This window comes from Trinickia dinghuensis (assembly GCF_003367175.1).
Classification (GTDB): Bacteria; Pseudomonadota; Gammaproteobacteria; order Burkholderiales; family Burkholderiaceae; genus Trinickia; species Trinickia dinghuensis.
Map to the genome: position 1 here is coordinate 43,145 of NZ_QRGA01000003.1, position 18,934 is coordinate 62,078.

The following is an 18,934-nucleotide window of genomic DNA, read 5'->3' on the forward strand; positions in this document are numbered from 1 at the left end:
TTGTGGGTTCAGACTTGGATAGCGCGCGCATCGCTCGTCCAGTTGTTGCGCGTGAAGATGGCCGCGTAGCCGTCGAGCAAAGCGTCGAGCCCCTTGCTGAAAATACCGTGGGTCACGTATAGGTAAAGCGGCTGGCGTGCGCCGCTGCGATTCTGCTTCTCCCGCGCCGTCTGTGCGAGTTCGGTGAAGGTGCGGCCGCCATCGCAGATGTCGTCGACGACGAGCAGCGCGCAATCGGGCAGATCGCCCTGGATCTCGGTACCCGTAATGACGCCCGTACGGGTATCGCGAATCTTGTCGGCGAAAACGACCGGCAGTTCAAGGTGCGCGGCCAGTTTGAGAACACGCTTGCGCGCACCGGCATCGGGCGCGACGAGTGCCACGTTCATGCTGCGCGTGCGAATCCGCTCGAGCGCCCGGCGCAAGGCCGGCAGCGGATCGTCGATGACGATGCGATCGAGCAAGGCAGGCGTGACGTCGCTGTGGGGATCTTGAACCACGACGCGGCGGTAGCACTGCGCATTGATCAAATCGCAGAACACCTTCGCGCTCAGCGATTCGCCGGGGTTCGCGACCCGATCTTGGCGCGCATACGGGACGTAAGGCAGATGCACGTCGATCGGCGTGCCCGGATACGCCCGGCGCAGCGCGTCCGTCGTCATGAGCAGCGTCATGACCGCATCCGCGTTGGGAAGATGCGCTTTCAGTTCGAGTTCGTCGGCGCACACGCCGGCTTCCACCGTGACGTGCAACTCGCCTCCCGGAAACTTCAAGACCTTCATTTCCACGGGATTGCGAGCGTACCCGGATGCGTCCGAGGAATGCTTCGTGTTGGCCACCGCGGTGATGCTGATCATCGCCCTCTCCACATAGTTATAAAATTCGACTAACTTGAAGCGCAGTATAGGACTAGATAGTCGAACTTTGCAACTATCTTTGCTAAAATATTTTCATGATATCGAGGCAAGGGAGGAGAAACGATGACCAAGGCATACGAGAAGCCGGATGTAAGCGTCGACGTGGTGCTGTTGACGCTGGCGGAGAAAGGCCTGAAGGTCGCGCTCCATAGACGCGCCAAAGAGCCCTACCCAGGATCGCTGGCGCTGCCGGGCGGGTACATCCATGCGGATGAAGACGATTCGCTCGAGGATGCCGCACGCCGCACGTTGCAAGACAAGACGGGGCTGGCGCCGCGCTACCTCGAACAATTGAGGACGTTCGCCGGACCGGGGCGCGATCCGCGCGGATGGTCGGTCGCGATCAGCTATGTCGCGCTCGTGCCGTTCGAGGAACTGGCGGCTGTGCCGTCCACCGTCTTCGAGTTCTATTCGGTAGACGACATTCCGGCGCTGGCTTTCGACCACTCCGATCAGGTGCGTGCCGCCGTCGAGCGCGTGAGAAACAAGTCGAGCTACTCGACGTTGCCGTGCTGGCTGCTGCCCGGGAAATTCACGTTGACCCAGCTGCAGCACACCTACGAAGCCGTATTCGGCGAAAGCGTCACGCGCGCCACTTTCCGCTCCAGACTCGGCATCAAAGTGGGCGATGTGCAGACCGGGGAGGCTGTCGACGAAGCCGGCGTCTTGATTGCGACCGACGACTATCAACTCGGCAACCAAAGACCCGCGCGCCTTTTCCGCGCGGATAAGCTCGGCCTGTTCAAGCGAGCAAGCTGGTAACCGGATCCGCCTGCCCAAGCAGCCACGCGCGAAACGCCAACGCCTCTTCGCGCTCGGCCTTCGCGCGCGGATGGACGAGCCAATAACTGTAATCGTTCGGCACGGCCAGATCGAACGGCCTCACCAAACGGCCCGCCTGCAAGTCCCGCTCGGCCAGCGTCAATCTGCCGAGCGCGACGCCCTGCCCTTGCAGCGCGGCTTGCAATACGAGCCCCGCATCGTCGAACGCAAGCCCCGCATCGAGATCGATGTCCGTCACCCCCGCGCGCTCGCACCAGATCCGCCAACCGTCGCGCGGCACGTCGTGGAGCAAACGCATGCCCCGTAGATCAGCCGGCTCGCGCAGCGGCGACGGACCGGCCGCGAACGACGGCGCGCAGACGGGGCTCAGCGATTCGCGCGCGATCAGCTCGGCGTTGAAGCCGGGCCACCGTCCCAGCCCCGAGCGAATACCGACGTCGAAGCGATCGTCGATGCCGTCCCAAAGCTGCGTCGACGTCGTCAGCTTCAGTTCGATTTGCGGATGCCGTTCCCGAAAAGCGTCGAGCCGCGGCACGAGCCAACACGCGGCGAACGACGGCAGCACCGTGATCCGCAGCGGACCTTCGACGTCTTGCTTCACGCGCGAAGTCGCCGATGCAATGCGGTCAAGCGCCGCGGACACTTCCGCAAGATAGCCGCGCCCTTTCTCCGTCATCGTCAGCGAGTGACCGCGCCGCTCGAACAGCCGGAGCCCCAGCCACGCTTCGAGCTGACGGACTTGATGGCTGATCGCCGCCTGCGTCACGTGCAGTTCGGCTGCAGCCAGGGTGAAGTTCAGATGGCGCGCGGCGGCCTCGAAGGCCCGCAGCGCGCCCAATGGAGGTAAGCGGCGCATGCGCTCGATAATCTCACCTTATCGAGCGCATGAAAATACCTCGCTTTGTCGGCCGCGCAAACCTGCGTTTAATGATCGCCACCCATCGATCGCTTCACTCAAGGAGAACGCATGGTTTCGCTGCAGATATGGATGCTCATCGTCGGCTTCTCGGTCCCGATGATCATCAGTCCCGGGCCGGGCAACACCATTCTCGCGACGGCCGGCGGGCGCTTCGGCGTCAGAGGCACCGTGCCGTTCTGGTTCGGCTTCGAGGCCGCGAATTTCGTCTGGTGTCTTGTCTACGGCTTCGGGTTGAGCCGCCTGATGCACGAGGTGCCGGCGGCCGCCCACGTGCTCAAATGGGCCGGCATCGCCTATACGCTCTATCTGGCCTACGGCTTCGTCAAACCGTCGAAGCCCGGCAAGAAAGCGTCGATGCCGCGATTGTCCGCATTGGACGGTTTTTTGTCGGTGTCGCTCAATCCGAAAATCCATTCGATGATTTTCGTGCTGTTCTCGCAATTCCTGCGGCCCGACGTGCCGCTCATGCAGCAGGTGGTGCAGATCGCTTTCGTCTTTACGCTGCTTTGCATCGTCTGCCACTTTCCGTGGATCTACGGCGGGCAAGTCGTATTCGACCGCTTCAACAGCGAGAAGTCGGCCAAGGTTCAAGGCTATTTGTTCGGCGGGTGCATGGCGGCCGTCGCCCTCTTTCTCGCCGTTACCGTGTGATCGAGGCATCGCTCCGCTGCGCGATGCGATGATATGTTATATCATCGCCCTCGTGATTCACTTCGGAACGATGCCATGTCCGCCGCCTCTTTGACCGACCGGCTCGCGCGCGCCGATGCGTACGCGGCCGAACATGGTTTGGCGCTCACGCAGTTGCGGCGCCAGGTCTATGCGCTCGTCGCCGCCGCCGGCAAGCCGATCGGCGCCTACGATTTGCTCGCGGCGCTCGAGCCCGAGCGCGGCCGCGTGCCGCCCACGACCGTCTACCGTGCTCTCGATTTTCTCGTCGAGCATGGGTTCGTTCACCGCATCGAATCGCGCAACGCGTTCTTCGCGTGCTGCGAAATCGGCAAACCGCACCAAAGCCAGTTCCTCATCTGCGAACGCTGCGGCGATACGCTCGAAATCCCCGGAGAAGAACTCGCGGAAAGGCTCTCCGCCACGCCGCCCGCGCACGGCTTCGAGGTGCACAAGCAGGTGGTCGAATTGAGCGGGCTTTGCGGTCACTGCCAGCACAAGCGCGGCGCACATACGCACGGGCATTGACCTCTCTCGCGTCGCCGCCCTTCTTCCGTCGATAATTAGGAGAACAGATGACATCGCTCGATCGTCCCGATCGTTTGGCAAGCCGTCCGCGCCGATTGCTCGGGCGCGCCGCGCTGGCGCTCGCCGCACTTGCGCTGAGCGGCGCGGCGCTTGCGCAAAGCACCGCTACCGCCCCGATCCGCGTCGTCGCGGCCGAGAACTTCTACGGCGATGTCGCGAAGCAATTGGGCGGTGCCCATGTGGCCGTCACGAGCATTCTCAGCAATCCCGATCAAGACCCGCACTTGTTCGAGGCGAGCCCGAAAACCGCGCGCGATCTGCATAATGCCGCGCTCGTCGTCTATAACGGTGCGGATTACGACCCGTGGATGGACAAGCTGCTCGCCGCTTCGAAGAACGACAAACGCGTCGTGATCGTGGCCGCCGATCTCGTCGGCAAGAAGGCCGGCGACAATCCGCACCTCTGGTACGACCCGCGGACGATGCCCGCCGTCGCGCAGAAAATCGTCGACGAACTCGATCGCGCCGATGCCGCGCACAAGGCCGAGTACGACGCGAATCTCGCGAAATTTTTAGGCACGCTCAAACCGGTCGACGACAAAATCGAGGCATTGAAGGCGAAGTATCAGGGCGTACCCGTCACGGCCACCGAACCGGTCGCCGGCTATCTGTGCGATGCCATCGGTCTCACGATGAAAAACGCGCGCTTTCAGCTGTCCGTCATGAACGACACCGAGCCCGCGGCCTCCGACATCGCCGCGTTCGAACAGGACCTGCGCGGCAAACGCGTCCGCGTGTTCATCTACAACGCCCAAGCCGTCACCAAGCTGACTGAACGCATGCTGGGTCTGGCCAAGCAATCGGGCGTGCCGAGCGTCAGCGTGACCGAGACGGAGCCTGCCGGGAAAAACTATCAACAGTGGATGAGCACGCAAGTCGACGCACTCGCGCAAGCGCTCGGGAAGCCGTGACGATGAACGACGACAGCAAGCGCGGCGCACCGCCCCGGGCCGCCATGACAGGCCCTGGCCCTCACTCGGCTTCGCACCCGCGCCGCGCCGCGCTCGAACTCGACCGCGTCTCGCTCGAGCTGGCCGGCCGCACGATCTTGAGCGACGTGAGCCTCACGATCGGCGAAGGCGAATTCATCGGCGTGCTCGGGCCGAACGGCGCCGGCAAGACGACGATGATGCGAGCCGTGCTCGGTCTCGTGCCGGTGGCCGGCGGCGCGATCCGCATCGGTGGGCTTCCCGTCGCGCGCGGCAATCCCTCCATCGGGTACATGCCGCAGACGCGCAGTGCGCTCGCGAGCCGGCGCGTGCTCGGGCGCGACTTCGTCGCGATGGCCGCCGACGGACACCGCTGGGGCCTGCCGATCGCCGATAGCGCGACGCGCCATGACGTCGAGCGCGTGCTCGATCTCGTCGGCGCGCGCGCGCTTGCCGCCCGTCCGCTCTCGGAACTCTCGGGGGGCGAACGCCAGCGGCTATTGCTCGCGCAGTGCCTGCTGGGCAAGCCGCAACTGCTGCTGCTCGACGAGCCGCTCATCAGTCTCGATCCGCACCATCAGCGCAGCGTCGTCGAACTCGTGCGGCGCGTACAGCGCGAGTTGCGCATCACCGTCCTGTTCTCGGCGCATGAACTGAATCCGCTGCTCAACGCGATCGACCGTGTCCTCTATCTCGGCAGAGGCAGCGCCGCGCTCGGCACCGTCGACGAAGTCATCACGCGCCCCGTGCTGTCGCGGCTGTACGGCTCGCCGATCGACGTCATGCGCGTGAACGGCCGCATTTTCGTGATGTCGGGCGACGTCGAAGTCGAAAAGCACGACCACGAACACGAAGACGACGCAGGCGGCACGGCGCATCACGGACATTCGCACGACCACGGCGGCCATGGACACCCTGGCGGACACGGCCACGATCATTCGCACGGACACACGCACGATGTTTGAATACGACTTCATGGTGAACGCGTTCGCGGCGTCGGGGATCGTCGCCGTGCTCGCGGGCATCGTCGGGTACTTCCTCGTGATGCGCGGGCAGACGTTCGCCGGTCACGCGCTGTCGCACGTCGGGTTCACCGGTGCGACGGGCGCCGTCCTCATCGGCATCTCGCCGCTTTGGGGAATGATCGGCTTCACGCTTGCGGCCGGACTGTCGATGGGCGCGCTCGGCGAGCGGCTAGCGGGCCGCGACGTGGCAATCGGCGTCGTCCTGTCGCTCGCACTGGGCTGTGGCTTGCTCTTCCTGCACTTTTTCACGGCGTACGCCACGCAGGTCACGGCGCTGCTGTTCGGCAACGTGCTCGGCGTCACGGATGCGACGCTGCTCGTGCTCGCCGGCATCGGCGCCGCGAGCCTCATCGCGCTCGGCGCCATCATGCGGCCCCTGCTGTTCGCAACGCTGCAGCCGGAACTGGCGGAAGCCAAGGGCGTCTCGCTGCGGCTCGTCTCCGTGCTGTTTCTGGCCATCGCCGCGCTGGCCGTCGCCGCCTGCACGCAAATCGTCGGCGTATTGCTCGTGTTCACGCTGATGGTGGGACCGGCTGCCGCCGCGCAAAACTTGTCCACGCGGCTCGCAACCGGCGTCGGCCTGGCGGCGTTGTTCGCGCTGGGCCAGGCTTGGCTCGGCGTGACGCTGGCGTTCTATACCGATTGGCCGACGAGTTTCTGGATCACCGCCCTCTCCGCCCTCGTCTACGGCGCCAGCCTGCTGCGCCGCCGCTGATTCCGGCTCCCGGCCGTTCCCTCCCCAGTTCCATCTCGTAACGTCTCCGTTGCGGCGCGCCTTGACTTTCGCGCGCCGCAATCCGATCATTCGCTCAGTCAGAGAACAAAAGATCCATTTTGGATCCGGCGGCGCCTGGTCGCCGCACTCAACGTTGCTCGGGCGAGAGCCGGAATTGGCGGTCGGCTTCGCGCCTACACAGGAGACAAACATGAGCACCGGCTCGAACGTGATCTTGCACTTGGGCGTAGGCTCGTTCCATCGCGCCCATCAAGCGTGGTATCTGCATCGGTTGTCCACCCTCACGGCTCCCGGCGAACCGCGCTGGTCGCTCACCGTCGGCAACATCCGCGGCGACATGAACGCCACGCTCGAGGCGCTCGCGAAACAGCAAGGCGTCTACACGCTCGAGACGGTCACGCCGCAGGGCGAGCGCGCCTACGAGTCGGTCCGCTCGATCGAGCGCGTGCTGCCGTGGTCGCCGACGCTCGCGCCGATCGTCGAAGCGGGCTCGGATCCGGCCTGCAAGATCGTTTCATTCACGGTCACGGAAGGCGGGTATTACCTCGACGAACACGATCGGCTCGACACGTCGAACCCCGACCTGGCCGCGGACTTGGCCGGTGGCCGCACGACGATCTACGGTGCGCTGGCCGCGATTCTCGAAGCACGCCGCGCGAACGGCACCGGCCCCGTGACACTGCAAAGCTGCGACAACCTGCGCAGCAACGGCGAGCGCTTCGAGGCCGGGATGCGCGCCTTCCTCGCCGCGCGCGGAGAGACCGCGCTCGGAGAATGGTTCGAGGCGAACACCACCTGTCCGAATTCGATGGTCGACCGGATCACGCCGCGTCCGACCGAGGACGTGCGCGCACGCGTGCTGGAAGCGACGGGCATTCCCGATACCTGCCCCGTCATGGGCGAAGCGTTCATCCAATGGGTCATCGAAGACCGCTTCAAGGCCGGCCGCCCGGCTTGGGAGCGCGTGGGCGCCGAACTCGTCGAGTCGGTCATGCCCTACGAGGAAGCGAAGATCCGCATCCTGAACGCGAGCCACAGTTGCATCGCATGGGCCGGCACGCTCGTCGGCCATACGTACATTCACGAGGGCACGCTCGATGCGGACGTGCGCCGTTTCGCCTACGAGTACGTCACGCAAGACGTCATCCCGTGCTTGACGCCGAGCCCGCTGAATCTGGCCGGGTATCGCGACGTCGTCCTCGACCGGTTCAGCAATCCGTATATCCAGGACACGAATCAGCGTGTCGCGGCCGACGGCTTTTCGAAGATTCCGGGATTCATCGCGCCGACGCTTGCCGAGTGTTTCGCGCGCAACGCGCAGCCGAATGCCACTGCCGTCTTGCCCGCGCTGTTCTTCCGCTTCCTCGACCGCTGGCAGGCGGGCGCGTTGCCCTACACGTATCAAGACGGCTTGCTCGACGAAGCCGCCGTGCGCGCGTGGTTCGATGCGCCCGATCCGCTCGCGCGGTTCTGCGCGTCGCGCGTGCTCTGGGGCGGGATGGCGCAAGATCCGCGGCTCGAACGCGTGATCGAGGCGGCACTCGAACGCGTCGACGCTTGGCTGGCCTCGCGCAAGGCGTAAGGCGTCTGGCCTCGAGCATAAGCAGCATCGGCGCCGACGAATATTGGCGTAAGCCGCACTGCGCGGCTAAAGTAGCGCATTCGCGTTTCCCGACTCCATCACGGATCGCATCGACCAAGGGGCCGTCCGCCATGTACCTCGGCATCGACCTAGGCACGTCCGAAGTAAAAGTCCTGCTGCTATCGGCCGACGCGCGCGTGCTCGCCACAGCGGGCTCGCCGTTCCATGTGTCCCGCCCTCACCCGCGTTGGGCCGAGCAAGACCCGGCCGACTGGTGGCGCGGCACCTGCGAGGCGATCGCGAAACTGCGCGCCGTCTGTCCCGATGCGTTCGCGCAAGTGCGCGGCATCGGTCTATCCGGCCAGATGCACGGCGCCGTGCTGCTCGACGCGGCCGATCGCGTCCTGCGCCCCGCCATCCTCTGGAACGACATGCGCAGCGTCGAGGAATGCGACGAGCTGACGCGGCGCGCGCCCGAACTGCACACGATAGCCGGCAACTTGGCCATGCCGGGCTTCACCGCGCCGAAGCTGCTGTGGGTGGCGCGGCACGAGCCCGACGTGTTCGCGCGCACGGCGTGCGTCCTGCTGCCGAAAGACTACCTGCGGCTGCGCATGACGGGCGAGAAAGTCTCCGATCCCTCCGACGCCGCGGGCACCCTCTGGCTCGACGTCGCGCGGCGCGACTGGTCCGACGCGCTGCTCGGCGCCTGCGACATGCGCCGCGCGCAGATGCCGCGGCTGGCGGAAGGCAGCGCCCCGTCCGGCGTGCTGCGCGCCGACGTCGCGCGCGAGTGGGGTTTGAGCGGGGAAGTCGTGGTCGCGGCGGGCGGCGGCGACAACGCGACAAGCGCGATCGGCATCGGCGCGACCGAACCGGGCGACGGCTTCGTCTCGCTCGGCACCTCGGGCGTACTGTGCGTCGTGGGCGATCGGTTTTCGCCGAATCCGGCTTCGGCCGTGCACGCGTTCTGCCACGCGATTCCCGATCGCTGGCATCAGATGAGCGTCGTGCTGTCGGCGGCGAGCTGCCTGCGCTGGGTCTGCAAACTGACGAATACCGACGAGCCGACGCTCGTGGGCGAGGCCGCCGCGCTCGCGCCCGATTCGCTCGACTCGGCTCCGATTTTTCTCCCGTATCTGTCGGGCGAGCGCACGCCGCATAACGATCCCTATGCGCAAGGCGTCTTTTTCGGCATGACGCACGCGACCGATCGCGCGCTGCTCGGCTATGCCGTGCTCGAAGGCGTAACGCTCGCATTGACCGACGGTCTCGACGCCCTGGCTGCCGCCGGTACGGCGCCGAGCGCGCTCTCGCTGCTCGGCGGCGGCGCACGCAGCGCGTTTTGGGCACAGCTGCTGGCCGACGCATTGGCCACGCCGACCCGCCAGCACGGCGGCGGCGAAACAGGCGCGGCGCTCGGTGCGGCACGCCTGGGCTGGCTCGCGGCCGGCGGCGAGCCGAGCGAAGTGCTGACCAAGCCCCCGGTCGCCGCTCAGTTCACACCGGACCCGAGACGGCACACGCAGTTGCGCGCCCGCCTTCAGGCCTATCGCGAGCTGTACCGTCACGTGCGGCCGCTGTTCGAACCCTCGCGCCCGCGACTAGCCTGATATTCTGTCTCGCTGCTTCCCTATATCGGTCCAACACCCTGCTTACCGCCGTGCCCAAATTCAACGAAAAGCTCGATCTGGCGACTCGCGCGGCGTGGCTCTACTACGTCGCGGGCAACACACAGAACGAAATCGCCGAAAAGCTGCAGGTATCGCGGCCGGTCGCGCAGCGACTCGTCGCGTTCGCCGTCGAAAAGAATCTCGTGCGCGTGCGCATCGAGCACCGGCTCGCCGATTGCCTGACGCTCGCCGAGCAGTTGAAGGCGCGCTACGGGCTGTCGATGTGCGAAGTCGTGCCCGTCGACGACGATACGCCCGAAGCCATCGACCGCAAGCTGGCCGTCGCGGGCGCGCAGGTGATGGAACGCTATCTCAGCGAAGAAAAGCCGATGATCATTTCGGTGAGCAGCGGCCGGACGCTGAAGGCGGCCGTCGATCAACTGGGACAAATCGACCGGCCGCAGCACCGGCTCGTGTCGATGGTCGGCGCGATCGCGCAAGACGGTTCCTCGAACCGGTACGACGTTGCGCTGCATATTTCGGAGAAGACGGGGGGCAAGCACTTCCTGCTGCCGGCACCGCTCATCGCCGACAGCGAGGCCGAGCGCGCGCAATGGGTCAACCACCGGCTCTATCGCATCGTGGAATCGCTCACGGCGGAGGCTGACGTGTCCTTCGTCGGCATCGGCGACATCGGGTCGAAGTGCCCGCTGCACGTCGACGGGTTCATCACCGCGGGCGAGGTCGGCGAACTGACGAAGGGCGGCGCCGTGGCGGAAATGTTAGGACTGCCGATCGATGCCGACGGGAAGTGCGTCGAATCGCCGACAGGCCGCCGCGTGACCAGCGTGCCGCTGGATTCGCCGCCCAAGCGGCCCACCATCGGGTTCGCCGGCGGCGAGCGCAAGCACGGCGCGGTGCTGGCCGTTCTCAAGGGCGGCTGGCTGTCGGGGCTCGTGACCGACGAGGCCTGTGCGCGCGTAGCGCTGGGCGACGGCGAACGTGCGCCGAAACGCGCGAAGGCCCGTGGTGCGCATGCCGGCGGCTAACGCCTGCCCCGCCTCTTATGGCCGAATTTCGGCTTCGACGAGCAGCTTCAGCAACGCAAGCGATTCCTGCCAGCCTAGGTAGCACGCTTGCGCCGGGATCATTTCCGGAATCCCCTCCTGCACGATGTTCACTTCGGTGCCGAATGGTGTATGCGAAAGCGATACCGTGGTCTGCATCTCGCCGGGCAGATTCGGAGCGTCGAATTTCCCGGTGTAGCGAATCCGTTCATTCGGCACCAGGTCGAGATACTCCCCGCCGAACGAATGTCCGTCGCCGGTGGTGAAGTTCGTGAACGACATCTTGTAGCTGCCGCCTACCTCGGCTCGCAGGTGATGAACGGTACCGGTGAAGCCGTTCGGCGGAAGCCATTTCGCTAGAGCGGAGGCGTCGAGGAACGCGCGATAGACGCGCTCGGGAGTGGAACGCAGAACGCGGTGCAGGCTGACGGTATTCGTAGGCATGATGGGCTCCGAAGGCGAAGGGACGGCCCCTTCGATCCTACTCGACGAACGAGGTGTGAGGAAATCGACACGCGGCCGGCAAGTGATTTGGCCAAGAACGCACGGGAGGCGTCGTGTGTCGTCTATCCGGCGGACGCCAAGTGCACGGCCATATTACCGGACATTTTCGATCAATCGATTCGCTGCTATCCGCCACCGGCATTTTCGGACATAAATCACACCAATAAAACAATATAGTATTTTTCGGCCAATTATTAAACGATATCGGCCTTTCTTTCACATACCAAACAGCATCTGCTTTATCGGACATTAAACGATATTTAAGAAACCGGCTTCCAAAATCTCTATAAATTTCGACCCATAGCAAAACGCCAGAATTCCGCGTTTCGAATGTCGAAGCAGAAAAACTCAACAAAGAGATTTTTAAATAGGTATGCAAAAACAATCCTCATTTCATCCGCGGCCGGGGCGCGATGCAAAGCACCTGATTTCCAGCCGACGCTCCCCCGCGGCGTCGAGCCTGCGCCCGAAGGCGACTGCACTCGCCGTTCTCGGCTACATCGCGTTGATTCCCGCGCTCGCTCACGCGAACTGCACGACGATCGGCTCGGCGACGACCTGCGATACGACCTCGCCCTCGCCATGGACAACGACGATCGGCACCGGGCCGACGTCGGCATCGGGCTCGCAAGTGACGGTCGGCCCCAATGCGCGGATCGTCGTTGGCGACAGCAGCGCCATCGCGCTGTCCGACAACGCGAACATCGTCGTGCAATCGGGCGCGCTTGTGCAAAACAGCGCGGTCAGCAGTTCCGGCACTTACTGGACGGGAGCCAACACGATCGACTTCCGCAACAACAGCACGCTCACCGTCGAGCAGGGCGCGACCGTGCTGTCGAACGGCACCGAGGCAGATGCCGAAGCCGTCAACCCGGAGGGCACCGGCAATACGATCGTCAACAACGGCACGATCCGCGCTGCCAACGCCTCGGCGCTCTGGTTTCAGAACACGTCGGGCTCGAACACGGTCATCAACAACGCGACCGGTGTGATCCAAGCGGCGAACATCATGGGCTCCGCGGGCACCGGCGCCGTCGTCTTCACCAATTTCGGCTCGGTCATCGGCAACATGATCTTCGGGGACGGCAACGATACGCTGAACCTGGAAACCGGGTCGAGCGAGTCCGGCGCAATGGAGGGTGGGGGCGGAAGCAATCTGCTGACGCTCGGAGGCACCGGCACCGCCACCCTGCCGACGACAACGATCATCGGCTTCCAAACGCTGCAGAAGCTGGACAGCGGCACGTGGACGGTCTCGAGTCCGATCGGCGGCATGGGCGTGACCTCGGCGGAGGTGAAACAAGGCACGCTCGTTCTGACCGGCAACAATGCTAGCTATACGGGCACGATGCTCGTCGATCAAACGGGCACGCTGCGGGCCAGCGCGCAAAGTCTGACTCCGGTCGTGACGGACAACGGGCTGGTGCAGTTTCAGCAAGACACGGCCGGCACCTACTCCGGCCTCATCCAAGGCTCCGGCGCCGTCGAGAAAGACGGCGCCGGCCCGTTGATGCTCGCGCCCACCGCCGCCGGCGGCAACACTTATACGGGTGGGACCGTACTCAAGCAAGGAGCGCTGTGGGTCTCGGCGGACAACGCACTCGGCGCGGCCTCGGGCGGTCTGACGTTCGACGGCGGCACGCTGCAGATCGGCCAGTCCTTCGATCTCGCCGGCACGCGCGCGATCTCGGTGACGTCGAACGGCGGCACGATCGATACGCAAGACTTCCAGTCGACGATCAATCAGGCCATCACCGGGTCGGGGGCACTCGACAAGACGGGCTCGGGAACGTTGACGGTCAACGGCGCGATCGTCGGCTCGATCGCCGCCGATGTTCAAGAAGGCACGCTCGTCCTCAACGGCGACGCGTCGCAATTCACCGGGAGCGTGACGGTCGATCAACCGGCTGTGCTGCAGGCCAGCGCACAGAGTCTGCCCGCGGCGGTCACCGACAACGGTTTGGTGCAGTTCGAACAAAACACCGACGGCACGTACGCGGGGGCGATCGGCGGTACGGGTACCGTCGAAAAGGACGGATCCGGCACCCTCGTGCTCAACGGCGCGAGCAGCTATTCGGGCGGTACGTCCGTCGCAGCCGGCACGCTGGTCGTCGGCGACGCGTCGCACGCGGGAGCGTCGATCGCAGGCCCGGCCACGGTCGCCGCGGGCACCACGCTCGGCGGCTACGGCAGCGTGGGCGGCGACGTCATGAACAACGGCACGATCGCCGTGGCCAATGCGCTATCGTCCGCGGCGGCAGGCGTTCAACCTCAACCGCAAGGCAGCTTCACCATCCATGGCCAATTGATCAACGCGGGGCTGGCACAACTCGGCGGCAGCCGCAGCAGCCCGGTCGGAAACACGTTGAACGTCGGCAGCTACGTCGGCAAGAACGGAACGATCGCGCTGAACACCGTCCTCGGCGGGGACAACTCGCCCTCGGACAAGGTCGTGATCGACGGCGGCACGGCAACGGGCTCGACCACGTTGAAGGTCACCAACGTCGGCGGCACGGGAGCACCGACTGTCTCGAACGGCATCGAGGTGGTGCAAGCGGCCAACGGCGCAACGACCGCCGCAGGCGCATTCACGCTGGCGGGCGGCATGCTCAAGGCCGGCGCGTACGAGTACTACTTGGCAAGAGGCGGCGTGACCGCGGGCACGTCGCAAGACTGGTATCTGCGCAATACGGTGGCCGCCGGGAGCGGCACGTCGGGCGCTACGATCGGGGCCAGCGGGGCGGCGGCGGGCGCGGCGGCTTCGGCGGCAGGGGGCGCCGGCACGGTCGTTTCGCAGGCCGCCACCGGCAACCCGGTCACGCTGTATCGCCCTGAAGTCGCGCTGTACGCACAGATCCCCGCCGTGATGCGCGAACTCGACGGGATGCAGCTCGATGAGTTTCATCTGCGCCAGGGCGACCAAATGCTGCTGAACGAGACCGGCCCCCTACCCGCGGGATGGGGCCGAGTCTGGGGCGCACACAGCGTGTTGTCGGAAGGCGGCGACGTGAGTCCGCAATTCGACGGCACGATGGGTGGCGCGCAGGTCGGCCAAGACCTCTACGCGGACGGCGTCCAGGGCGGGCAGCGCAATCACTACGGCTTCTACCTCGGCATGGGCCGGGCAACGGGCGACGTCGACGGATCGGCGGTGGGCGTGGCGGGAGCCGGTGTCGGACACCTCTCGGTCAACGAATACAGCCTTGCCGGCTACTGGACGCATATCGGTCCGAGCGGCTGGTACACGGATACCGTCTTATCGGGCAGCGCGCTCAGCGCGGACACGACCTCGACCGACAACGTCCATGCGAGCACGCACGGTACCGCCTTCACGGCTTCGATCGAAGCCGGCATGCCGTTCGCGATCGGGCACGGGCTCACGATGGAGCCCGAAGCGCAGGTCGTCTATCGGCATCTGTCGATCGACAACCTGAACGACGGCATTTCGAACGTGGGATTCGACAGCGGCAATTCGATGCTCGCCCGATTCGGCCTCCGGTTCGCCGGCACCTGGGACGCGCACGGCATCGCGTGGCAGCCCTACATGGCCGTCAACGTGCTGCATGCTTTCGCGAACGGGGATCATCAAACCTACGACAGCGCGACCTCGGTCGCTACGCCCGTGAACCAAACCACGGGCCGGATCGATGCCGGGCTCGTGACGAAGTTCTCCAAGCACGGCAGCGTCTTTGCCACCGTGAGCTGGGGCACGAACCTCGGCGGGGAGCACGTGCGCACGGTGGGAGGAAACGCAGGGGTACGTTGGTCCTGGTAATGCGCGGGGCCGCGGAAGGCTCGGGGGCCGAGGCCCCCGAGCCTTGCGCCTCTATGCAGCCGACAGCACTTCCACGATCTTGCGGTCGTATGCCTGCCCTTGATCGTCGAACAGATGGCAGTGATCGGGCTCGGCGCCCAGCGTGAGCGACTCGCCGCGCTCATGCCGCTCGAGCGGCGGAATACGCGCGATGAGACCGTCCGGCGCCACCGACGCTTCGGCATACAGATAGGCGGCGTCGCCCAGCGATTCGACGGCCGTCGTCCGCGCGCTCACGCCTTGCGCGGGCGCGCCGGTTGCCGGCTCGCTCGATTGCACATGCAGATGCTCGGGCCGAATTCCGACTGTCACGCGCGCGCCGTGCTCCAATGCCCGCGCCCCCGACGAAGAGGCCCCGCGCGTTTCCACCGCCACCCGCTGGGTCTCGCCCGTGGCATAGCGCACGAGCACGCCGTCGCCGCCGACCTGCTCGACGACACCATCGAGAAAATTCATCTTCGGCGATCCGATGAACCCGGCCACGAATCGATTCGCCGGCGCATGGTAAAGACGGTTGGGACTGCCGACTTGCTCCACGTTGCCCGCCGACATCACGACGATCTTGTCGGCGAGCGTCATCGCCTCGACCTGATCGTGGGTCACATAGATCATCGTGGTCTTCAGTTCGTCGTGAAGCCGCGCGAACTCGAGGCGCATCTTCACGCGCAGCGCGGCGTCGAGGTTCGACAGCGGCTCGTCGAACAGGAACACCTTCGGCTTGCGCGTAATGGCCCGCCCGATCGCCACACGCTGGCGCTGCCCGCCCGAAAGCTGCTTAGGCTTGCGCTCGAGCAGATGATCGATGTGCAGGATCTTCGCCGCATTGCGCACGGCTTCGTCGATCTCGGGCTTCTTCGCACCGGCGAGCTTCAGGCCGAATGCCATGTTGTCGTAGAGCGACATGTGCGGATAGAGCGCATACGACTGGAACACCATCGCAATGCCGCGCTTAGCGGGCGGCACATCGTTCACGCGCGCCGCATCGATCATCAGCTCGCCGCCGCTGATCGATTCGAGGCCTGCGATCATCCGCAGCAGCGTCGACTTGCCGCATCCGCTGGGTCCGACGAAGACGACGAATTCGCCGTCGGCGATATCGAGGTTCACGTTGCGCAAGACCTCGTGTTCCTCATAACGTTTTGCGACACCACGCAGCGTCAAGCTTGCCATGATCCGTCTCCTTTCCCATTCATCGCCGTGCCCGCCCGATCGGCGACACGGCTCATCCATTGGCCGACGAGCGCGGGCAACGCGCTCATGTCGTCGAATACTCGTTGCGCTCCCGCCTGCACGAGCGCCTCGGCATGCGCGCGCCCCCCCTGTTCCGCGTGCGTACCGCCCGCGAAGCCGAGCACGACCATCCCCGCCGAGCTCGCCGCCGCGACGCCCGCGACGCTGTCCTCCACGACGATGCATGCCCGGCTCGCCACGCCGAGCGCATCGGCGACCGCGATGTAGATATCGGGCGCGGGCTTCGGACGCGGCACGCGATCCGCGCAAAACACATGCGAGCCGAAGAAGCGGTCGAGTCCCGTGCGCGCGAGCACGGCGTGGACATAAGCCGTGTAGCTGTTGCTCGCGCACGCCTTCGTCAGCGCGATTTGTTCGAGTGCGGCTTCGACGCCGGCCACGACCGGCGCTTGCTGCGCCGCGGCTTCGACGCTGCGCCGTATCGCGTCCATCTCGATCGGCGCGAGCGCTTGCCCGAGCGCCGCGGCGCTGGCTTCGAGCACGCGTTCGATGCGCAGCCCAAGCAGCGGCATCACGACAGGTTCGACGTCGGCGTGGGGCCAACGCGCTTGCAGCTCTTGCACGAGCATCTTTGCCGCGACGGCTTCGCTGTCGATCAGCACGCCGTCGCAATCGCAGATCAGCACGCGGTCGCGCCGCAACTCGCCTGCGTTTCGGATCGTCGATCCCGTCATTTGACGGCTCCGAACGTGAGGCCGCGCACGAGCTGCTTCTGCGAGAGCCAACCGACCAGCAGAATCGGAGCGACCGCGAGCAGCGACGCCGCTGACAGCTTCGCCCAGAACAAGCCCTCCGGGCTCGAGTACGACGCAATGAACACCGTGAGCGGCGCGGCGTTCGAACTCGAGAGGTTGATGCTCCAGAATGCCTCGTTCCACGACAAAATCACGAGCAGCAGCGCCGTCGAGGCGAGCCCCGGCAACGCCATCGGCATCAAGAGGTAGACGATCTCCTGCCAGGTCGCCGCGCCGTCGATGCGCCCCGCCTCGAGAATGTCGCGCGGTATCTCGTTGAAGTAGGTGAACGCCATCCAGACTGCGATCGGCAGATTCATCAGCGTATAGACGATGATGAGCCCGGAGACCGTATCGAGCAGCCCGGCGTTCTTCCAGAGCAGGTAGATCGGCACGAGCACCCCGACCGACGGCATCATCTTCGTCGAGAGCATCCACAGCAGCAGGCTTTGCGTCCGGCGCGTCGGGAAGAACGCCATCGTGTAAGCGGCCGGCACCGCCAGCACCAGGCACAGCACGGTCACGCCCACCGAAATGAGGATCGAGTTGCGCGCGAACAGGAAGTAGTCGCTGCGGGCGAAGACCTCCCGGAAGCTGTCCAGCGTCGGCGTGAAGATCAAGGAAAGCTGATAGGCGTCGCGTTCGGTCTTGAACGCCGTGATCGTCATCCAGAAGATCGGGAAGAACAGCGCGAGCGCGATCAGCCAGGCGAGCAGCCCTGGCAGCGCGCGCTTGACGGTGGCGAGCACGGGCAGTTGCGCGCGCATCGGGCGCGCGGCGGATACGGTCGGGTGGCTCATGCTTCGTACTCCCCTTTCAGATTCTTCGCTAGCATGCGCACGAGGAAGAACGCGACGACGTTCGCAAGAATCACGGCCAAGATGCCGCCGGCCGAAGCCAGGCCGACGTCGAATTGCTGGAGGCCGAGCGCGTAGATCAAATACGACAGGATCGTCGTGGCATTGCCCGGGCCGCCCGCGGTGGTCGTGTAGATTTCGGCGAAGATCGACAGCAGAAAGATCGTCTCCATCATGACGACGACCGAAATCGCACGCCTCAGATGCGGCAGCGTGATGTAGAAGAACATCGCGAATGCGCCGGCGCCGTCGATGCGCGCCGCTTCCTTTTGCTCTTCGTCGAGCGATTGGATCGCCGTGAACAAGATGAGGAACGCGAACGGCAGCCATTGCCACGCGACGATGACGACGATCGACGAGAGCGGATAGGTGGCGAACCAGTCGATCGGCTGCATGCCGACCGAGCGCATGACGGCCGCCACCACGCCATACACCGGGTGCAGCATCATGTTCTTCCAAATCAGCGCGCTCACCGTCGGCATGACGAAGAACGGGCCGATCGCGAGCACCCGCGCGATGCCTTGCCCGATGAACTTGCGATCGAACAGCAACGCCATCAGGATGCCGCCGACGACGGTAATGACGAGCACCCAGCCGATCAGCTCGATCGTATGAACGATCGACGGTATGAACGACGGATCGGTGACGAGGTAGCGATAGTTGTCGAGCCCCGCGAAACCTTTTTCATCCGGGTTGAGCAGGTTGTAGCGCCTGAACGAATACCAGATCGTCATGGCGAGCGGTATCGTCATCCAGAGCACGAGCACTGCAACCGAAGGCGCGGCGAGCCAGCGCGTGGAGCCTGCCCGGCGTTCGGGCGTCGGCAACGCGCTTTGCTCCGCGGCGTGCGAGAGCGGCATATGAAGATGTCCCATCGTTTCGGACTCCTGATCGATCGGACGCCACCCTTAACGGATGGCGTCGAGCGCGGGCCGCCGCGGCATGC

The 18,934-nt window shown here is 65.1% G+C and carries 17 protein-coding genes; 10 read left to right on the forward strand and 7 right to left on the reverse strand.

The genetic code is table 11. The features are described 5' to 3' along the window. Positions 1-8: 8 nt before the first annotated feature. Positions 9-857 carry a ribose-phosphate diphosphokinase gene (gene prs / locus DWV00_RS04355; RefSeq protein WP_115532338.1) on the reverse strand — a complete coding sequence of 283 codons (849 nt, stop codon included), beginning with the start codon at positions 855-857 and terminating at the stop codon, positions 9-11. Between the two features lie 123 nt (positions 858-980). On the opposite strand from prs, the gene DWV00_RS04360 reads away from it, so the two are divergent. Then, on the forward strand, positions 981-1,679 hold the full coding sequence (locus tag DWV00_RS04360) for an NUDIX hydrolase (protein ID WP_115532339.1): 699 nt from the start codon (positions 981-983) through the stop codon (positions 1,677-1,679). Here the strand turns inward: DWV00_RS04360 and gcvA are convergent. Further along, positions 1,660-2,556 (reverse strand): transcriptional regulator GcvA, encoded by an 897-nt coding sequence (gene gcvA / locus DWV00_RS04365; RefSeq protein WP_115532340.1) that lies wholly within the window; start codon positions 2,554-2,556, stop codon positions 1,660-1,662. The genes DWV00_RS04360 and gcvA overlap by 20 nt on opposite strands. Positions 2,557-2,667: 111 nt before the next feature. On the opposite strand from gcvA, the gene DWV00_RS04370 reads away from it, so the two are divergent. The 8 genes from DWV00_RS04370 (at position 2,668) to DWV00_RS04405 (ending at position 10,810) form a co-directional block, all read left to right on the forward strand. Beyond that, entirely contained in the window at positions 2,668-3,270 is a 603-nt protein-coding gene (locus DWV00_RS04370) for a LysE family translocator (RefSeq protein ID WP_115532341.1), read from the forward strand. 75 nt (positions 3,271-3,345) lie between these two features. Beyond that, the gene (locus DWV00_RS04375) at positions 3,346-3,816 is read left to right on the forward strand and encodes a Fur family transcriptional regulator (protein WP_181885359.1); all 471 of its coding nucleotides are present in this window, start codon (positions 3,346-3,348) and stop codon (positions 3,814-3,816) included. A 47-nt stretch (positions 3,817-3,863) separates the two neighbouring features. After that, positions 3,864-4,787 (forward strand): metal ABC transporter solute-binding protein, encoded by a 924-nt coding sequence (locus DWV00_RS04380; protein WP_115532343.1) that lies wholly within the window; start codon positions 3,864-3,866, stop codon positions 4,785-4,787. Between the two features lie 44 nt (positions 4,788-4,831). After that, a complete protein-coding gene (locus DWV00_RS04385; protein ID WP_245964749.1) occupies positions 4,832-5,770 on the forward strand; it encodes an ABC transporter ATP-binding protein in 939 nt (312 codons plus the stop codon). Beyond that, positions 5,763-6,545, forward strand: coding sequence for a metal ABC transporter permease (locus DWV00_RS04390; protein ID WP_115532801.1), 783 nt, complete (start codon positions 5,763-5,765; stop codon positions 6,543-6,545). The genes DWV00_RS04385 and DWV00_RS04390 overlap by 8 nt, the downstream gene beginning before the upstream one ends. Positions 6,546-6,756: 211 nt before the next feature. After that, a complete protein-coding gene (gene dalD, locus DWV00_RS04395) occupies positions 6,757-8,148 on the forward strand; it encodes a D-arabinitol 4-dehydrogenase (protein ID WP_115532345.1) in 1,392 nt (463 codons plus the stop codon). Between the two features lie 131 nt (positions 8,149-8,279). Then, a complete protein-coding gene (gene xylB, locus DWV00_RS04400) occupies positions 8,280-9,761 on the forward strand; it encodes a xylulokinase (protein ID WP_115532346.1) in 1,482 nt (493 codons plus the stop codon). A 50-nt stretch (positions 9,762-9,811) separates the two neighbouring features. Then, on the forward strand, positions 9,812-10,810 hold the full coding sequence (locus DWV00_RS04405; protein WP_115532347.1) for a sugar-binding transcriptional regulator: 999 nt from the start codon (positions 9,812-9,814) through the stop codon (positions 10,808-10,810). Between the two features lie 15 nt (positions 10,811-10,825). Here DWV00_RS04405 and DWV00_RS04410 read toward each other — a convergent pair whose 3' ends face one another. After that, a complete protein-coding gene (locus DWV00_RS04410) occupies positions 10,826-11,272 on the reverse strand; it encodes an SRPBCC family protein (protein WP_115532348.1) in 447 nt (148 codons plus the stop codon). Positions 11,273-11,705: 433 nt separating this feature from the next. Here DWV00_RS04410 and DWV00_RS04415 point away from each other — a divergent pair, with 433 nt between their 5' ends. Continuing rightward, a complete protein-coding gene (locus tag DWV00_RS04415; RefSeq protein WP_115532349.1) occupies positions 11,706-15,107 on the forward strand; it encodes an autotransporter family protein in 3,402 nt (1,133 codons plus the stop codon). 51 nt (positions 15,108-15,158) lie between these two features. Here DWV00_RS04415 and DWV00_RS04420 read toward each other — a convergent pair whose 3' ends face one another. From DWV00_RS04420 to DWV00_RS04435, 4 genes are read right to left on the reverse strand one after another with little or no spacing between them, the layout of a single operon-like run. Beyond that, positions 15,159-16,316 (reverse strand): ABC transporter ATP-binding protein, encoded by a 1,158-nt coding sequence (locus tag DWV00_RS04420; protein WP_115532350.1) that lies wholly within the window; start codon positions 16,314-16,316, stop codon positions 15,159-15,161. Beyond that, positions 16,304-17,071, reverse strand: coding sequence for an HAD family hydrolase (locus DWV00_RS04425; RefSeq protein WP_115532351.1), 768 nt, complete (start codon positions 17,069-17,071; stop codon positions 16,304-16,306). Before DWV00_RS04425 ends, DWV00_RS04420 begins: the two co-directional genes overlap by 13 nt. Continuing rightward, positions 17,068-17,931: a carbohydrate ABC transporter permease gene (locus DWV00_RS04430; protein ID WP_181885360.1), complete on the reverse strand. Its 864-nt coding sequence runs from the start codon at positions 17,929-17,931 to the stop codon at positions 17,068-17,070. The genes DWV00_RS04425 and DWV00_RS04430 overlap by 4 nt, the downstream gene beginning before the upstream one ends. After that, on the reverse strand, positions 17,928-18,863 hold the full coding sequence (locus DWV00_RS04435; protein WP_115532352.1) for a carbohydrate ABC transporter permease: 936 nt from the start codon (positions 18,861-18,863) through the stop codon (positions 17,928-17,930). The genes DWV00_RS04430 and DWV00_RS04435 overlap by 4 nt, the downstream gene beginning before the upstream one ends. Positions 18,864-18,934 lie beyond the last annotated feature (71 nt).